Source organism: Streptomyces bobili, assembly GCF_002154575.1.
GTDB lineage: Bacteria > Actinomycetota > Actinomycetes > Streptomycetales > Streptomycetaceae > Streptomyces > Streptomyces bobili.
In genome coordinates this window covers 1-4,752 of sequence record NZ_MUBA01000022.1, presented here as the reverse complement: position 1 = coordinate 4,752, position 4,752 = coordinate 1, and the positions used below count along the sequence as shown (strand labels likewise).

At 67.8% G+C, this 4,752-nt stretch carries 3 protein-coding genes; 1 reads left to right on the top strand and 2 read right to left on the bottom strand.

Going from position 1 to position 4,752, the window contains the following annotated elements; all coding sequences use genetic code 11:
- Positions 1 to 87: 87 nt before the first annotated feature.
- A complete protein-coding gene (locus tag BZL64_RS02505) occupies positions 88 to 1,962 on the bottom strand; it encodes an AMP-dependent synthetase/ligase (RefSeq protein ID WP_086765660.1) in 1,875 nt (624 codons plus the stop codon).
- Positions 1,963 to 2,171: 209 nt separating this feature from the next.
- The gene (gene lepA / locus BZL64_RS02500; protein ID WP_086765658.1) at positions 2,172 to 4,040 is read right to left on the bottom strand and encodes a translation elongation factor 4; all 1,869 of its coding nucleotides are present in this window, start codon (positions 4,038 to 4,040) and stop codon (positions 2,172 to 2,174) included.
- 223 nt (positions 4,041 to 4,263) lie between these two features.
- Between lepA and rpsT the strand changes: the two genes are divergently transcribed.
- Entirely contained in the window at positions 4,264 to 4,530 is a 267-nt protein-coding gene (gene rpsT, locus BZL64_RS02490; RefSeq protein ID WP_086765651.1) for a 30S ribosomal protein S20, read from the top strand.
- The last annotated feature ends 222 nt before the right edge of the window (positions 4,531 to 4,752 follow it).

The following is a 4,752-nucleotide window of genomic DNA, read 5'->3' as shown; positions in this document are numbered from 1 at the left end:
GCGCGGGGAACTGGCGCGGGGCGCGGGGAACTGGCGCGGGGGCGACCGCGCCGCACCGGCGCAGCCGCCCCCGCGCCCCGAAGGGGCCTACGCCTCTCGGGTGCCCGCGTACATCTCGTCGATCAGGTGCTTGTACTCCCGCTCCACCACCGGCCGCTTCAGCTTCAGGCTCGGCGTGATCTCACCGTGCTCGACGTCGAGGTCGCGCGGCAGCAGCCGGAACTTCTTGATCGTCTGCCACTTCTGCAGCCCCTGGTTGAGGTGCTTCACATACCCGTCGATCAGTGCCACCGTCTCCGGCGCGGCCACGATCTCGGCGTACGACTTCCCGCCGAGCCCGTTCTCCTCGGCCCAGCCCCGCAGGGACAGCTCGTCCAGCGCGATCAGCGCCGTACAGAAGTTCCGGTCGGCGCCGTGCACGAGGATGTTGGAGACGTACGGGCAGACCGCCTTGAACTGTCCCTCGACCTCGGCGGGCGCGATGTACTTGCCGCCGGACGTCTTGATGAGGTCCTTCTTGCGGTCGGTGATCCGCAGGTACCCGTCGGGCGACAGCTCGCCGATGTCCCCGGTGTGGAACCAGCCGTCCGCCTCCAGGACCTCAGCGGTCTTCTCGGGCAGCCCGTGGTAGCCCTCCATGATGCCGGGGCCGCGCAGCAGGATCTCGCCGTCGTCGGCGATGCGCACCTCGGTGCCGGGGAGCGGCTTGCCGACCGTGCCGGTGCGGTAGGCCTCGCCGGGGTTCACGAAGGAGGCCGCGGAGGACTCCGTCAGGCCGTATCCCTCGAGGATGTGGATGCCCGCGCCGGCGAAGAAGAACCCGATGTCCGGCGCGAGGGCCGCGCTGCCGGAGACGCAGGCGCGCAGGTTCCCGCCGAACGCCTCGCGGATCTTCGCGTAGACGAGCGTGTCGGCGACCTTGTGCCTGGCGCCGAGCCCGAAGGGGACGGAGGCCTTGCCGGTGCGCCGGAAGTTGTCCTGGGACGCCTTGGCGTACTCTCGGGCGACCTCGGCGGCCCACTGGAAGATCTTGTACTTGGCGCCGCCGCCCGCTCGGGCCTTGGCGGCGACCCCGTTGTAGACCTTCTCGAAGATGCGCGGGACGGCCGCCATGTAGGTCGGCCGCACGATCGGCAGATTCTCGATGATCTTGTCGACGCGGCCGTCCACGGCGGTGACGTGCCCGACCTCGATCTGCCCGGAGGTCAGCACCTTGCCGAACACATGGGCGAGGGGCAGCCAGAGGTACTGCACGTCGTCGGGACCGAGCAGCTTGGTCGCCGCGATCGCCTTCGCCATGTACGACCAGTTGTCGTGCGGGAGGCGTACGCCCTTCGGGCGGCCGGTGGTGCCCGAGGTGTAGATGACGGTGGCGAGCTGCTCCTTGGTGATCGCGCCGACCCGCTCCTTGATCAGCTGCGGGTCCTGCTCCAGGCGGGCGGCACCGCGCCGCTCCAGCTCGTCGAGCGTGATGATCCAGTCGGAGGTCTCCACCCCGGCCGGGTCGATCACCACCACATGGGTCAGCTCGGGCAGCTCCTGGCGCTTCTCCACGGCCTTGGCGGCCTGGGCGGCGTCCTCCGCGATCAGCACCCGGCTCCCGGAGTCGGAGAGGATGAACGCCGACTCCTCGGCGTTGGTCTGCGGATAGATGGTGGTCGTCGCCGCGCCCGCGCACATGATGCCGAGGTCGGCGAGGATCCACTCGATCCGGGTGGAGGCGGCCAGCGCCACCAGTTGTTCGGGCTGGACGCCCAGCTCGATCAGGCCGGCCGCGATGGCGTGCACTCGCTCGGCGGCCTGCGCCCAGCTGAGCGACTTCCACTCGTCCGGGCCCTCGCCCGCCGACGCCGGCACGGGGTAGCGGTACGCCTCCGCGTCGGGCGTGGCGGTCACGCGCTCCAGGAAGAGCCCCGCGACGGACGGCGGACGGTTCTCGATCAGTGTCTGTGTGTCGCTCACGACATCCTCCGGGGCCCGCGACGATGCGGCTGGCTCAGTGCGGCTGTTGTTTAACTCGCGAGTAACTATCGAGCAGGGATCAGAGTAGAGGGCGACTGGCCTGCACGTAAGAGCCACGGACTGTCACTTTTACACAACGGCGACCCCCGGACGGAGCGGGGCCCGCCGCGCGACAGCGCGACGGGCCCCGGAACCGGTGTGCCGGCGGGCTACTTCTTGCCCTTGCCCGAACCCGCGTTCTCCTCGCTGCTCAGGACAGCGATGAAGGCGTCCTGCGGAACCTCCACGGAACCCACCATCTTCATCCGCTTCTTGCCCTCCTTCTGCTTCTCCAGCAGCTTGCGCTTACGGGAGATGTCGCCGCCGTAGCACTTGGCGAGGACGTCCTTGCGGATGGCGCGGATGGTCTCGCGGGCGATGACCCGCGAGCCGACGGCGGCCTGGATGGGGATCTCGAAGGCCTGGCGCGGGATCAGCTCGCGCAGCTTGGCGACGAGCCGTACGCCGTACGCGTAGGCGGCGTCCTTGTGGGTGACGGCGGAGAAGGCGTCGACCCGGTCGCCGTGGAGCAGGATGTCGACCTTCACCAGCTGGGCGTCCTGCTCGCCGGTGGGCTCGTAGTCCAGCGAGGCGTACCCGCGGGTCTTGGACTTCAGGTTGTCGAAGAAGTCGAAGACGATCTCGGCGAGCGGGAGCGTGTAGCGGATCTCGACGCGGTCCTCGGAGAGGTAGTCCATGCCGAGGAGGGTGCCGCGACGGGTCTGGCACAGCTCCATGATCGAGCCGATGAACTCGCTGGGCGCGAGGATCGTGGCCCGCACGACCGGCTCGAAGACCTTGTCGATCTTACCCTCGGGGAACTCGCTCGGGTTGGTGACCGTGTGCTCCTTCCCGTCCTCCATGATCACGCGGTAGACCACGTTGGGCGCGGTGGCGATGAGTTCGAGGTTGAACTCGCGCTCCAGGCGCTCACGGATGACGTCGAGGTGCAGCAGACCGAGGAACCCGACGCGGAAACCGAAGCCGAGGGCCGCGGAGGTCTCCGGCTCGTAGACCAGGGCGGCGTCGTTGAGCTGGAGCTTGTCCAGCGCCTCGCGCAGGTCGGGGTACTCCGAGCCGTCCAGGGGATAGAGGCCGGAGAAGACCATCGGCTTGGGGTCCTTGTACCCGCCGAGGGCCTCCGTGGCGCCCTTCTCCTTGCTGGTGATGGTGTCGCCGACCTTGGACTGACGGACGTCCTTCACGCCGGTGATGATGTAGCCCACCTCGCCGACGCCGATGCCGTCGGCCGGCGTCATCTCGGGGGACGAGACACCGATCTCCAGCAGCTCGTGGGTGGCGCCGGTCGACATCATCTTGATGCGCTCGCGCTTGTTGAGCTGGCCGTCGATGACACGGACGTAGGTGACCACGCCCCGGTAGGAGTCGTAGACCGAGTCGAAGATCATCGCGCGGGCCGGAGCGTCCTTGACGCCGACCGGGGCCGGGACGTCGCGGACCACCCGGTCGAGCAGGGCGTCCACGCCGATACCGGTCTTCGCCGAGACCTTGAGCACGTCCTCGGGGTCGCAGCCGATGAGGTTGGCCAGTTCCTCGGAGAACTTCTCCGGCTGGGCGGCCGGCAGGTCGATCTTGTTCAGTACGGGGATGATCTTGAGGTCGTTCTCCATCGCCAGGTAGAGGTTGGCGAGGGTCTGGGCCTCGATGCCCTGGGCGGCGTCGACGAGGAGCACGGTGCCCTCGCAGGCGGCGAGCGACCTCGAGACCTCGTAGGTGAAGTCGACGTGACCCGGGGTGTCGATCATGTTGAGGATGTGCGTGTTCGCGGGGTCCTCGGTGGGAGCCCACGGCAGACGCACCGCCTGGGACTTGATCGTGATTCCGCGCTCACGCTCGATGTCCATACGGTCGAGGTACTGAGCACGCATCTGCCGCTGCTCGACCACACCGGTCAGCTGAAGCATCCGGTCGGCAAGCGTGGACTTGCCGTGGTCGATGTGCGCGATGATGCAGAAGTTGCGGATCAGTGCCGGGTCGGTACGGCTCGGCTCGGGCACATTGTTAGGGGTCGCGGGCACGCAGGGTCCTGTCTCTTGAGGCGCCTTATGCCTCGGGTCGGATCGATACGTAGTCTCCATGGTCCCACGCGCGGCGACCGGGAACCGGTTTGGGCCGCTCTCACGTGCACTGGTAGTCTGGGTCGCTGTGTCTCATGCCCTCTCAGCACGAGGCACCTGGAAAGAGACAATCACTGGTACGGAACCCGCGCGGTGCCGTGCCTGAACCTGTAGAGGCTTATTCGTGGCGAACATCAAGTCCCAGATCAAGCGGATCAAGACCAACGAGAAGGCTCGGCTGCGCAACAAGGCCGTCAAGTCCTCCCTGAAGACCGCGATCCGCAAGGCCCGCGAGGCCGCTGCCGCGGGTGACGTCGAGAAGGCCACCGAGTACCAGCGCGCTGCCGCGCGTCAGCTCGACAAGGCCGTCTCCAAGGGTGTCATCCACAAGAACCAGGCCGCCAACAAGAAGTCGGCGCTTGCTTCGAAGGTCTCGTCCCTCAACGGCTGAACTCCTTCCTTGATCTGATCGCCGGGGAGAACAGAGCGGGCCCTCTCTCATCCGCTCCCGACCGGCAACCCACGGATCCACGCGCGGCCTGCGTTCGCCACGCGGGCGTGGATCCAGCTTTCTGACATGCAGAACCGAAGGCCCCGGCGCCTCGCCCTTCCCCAGGACGGACGCCGGGGCCTTCGGCATGCCTGCGGGGGTGCTCCGGGTTGGGGTGCGTGG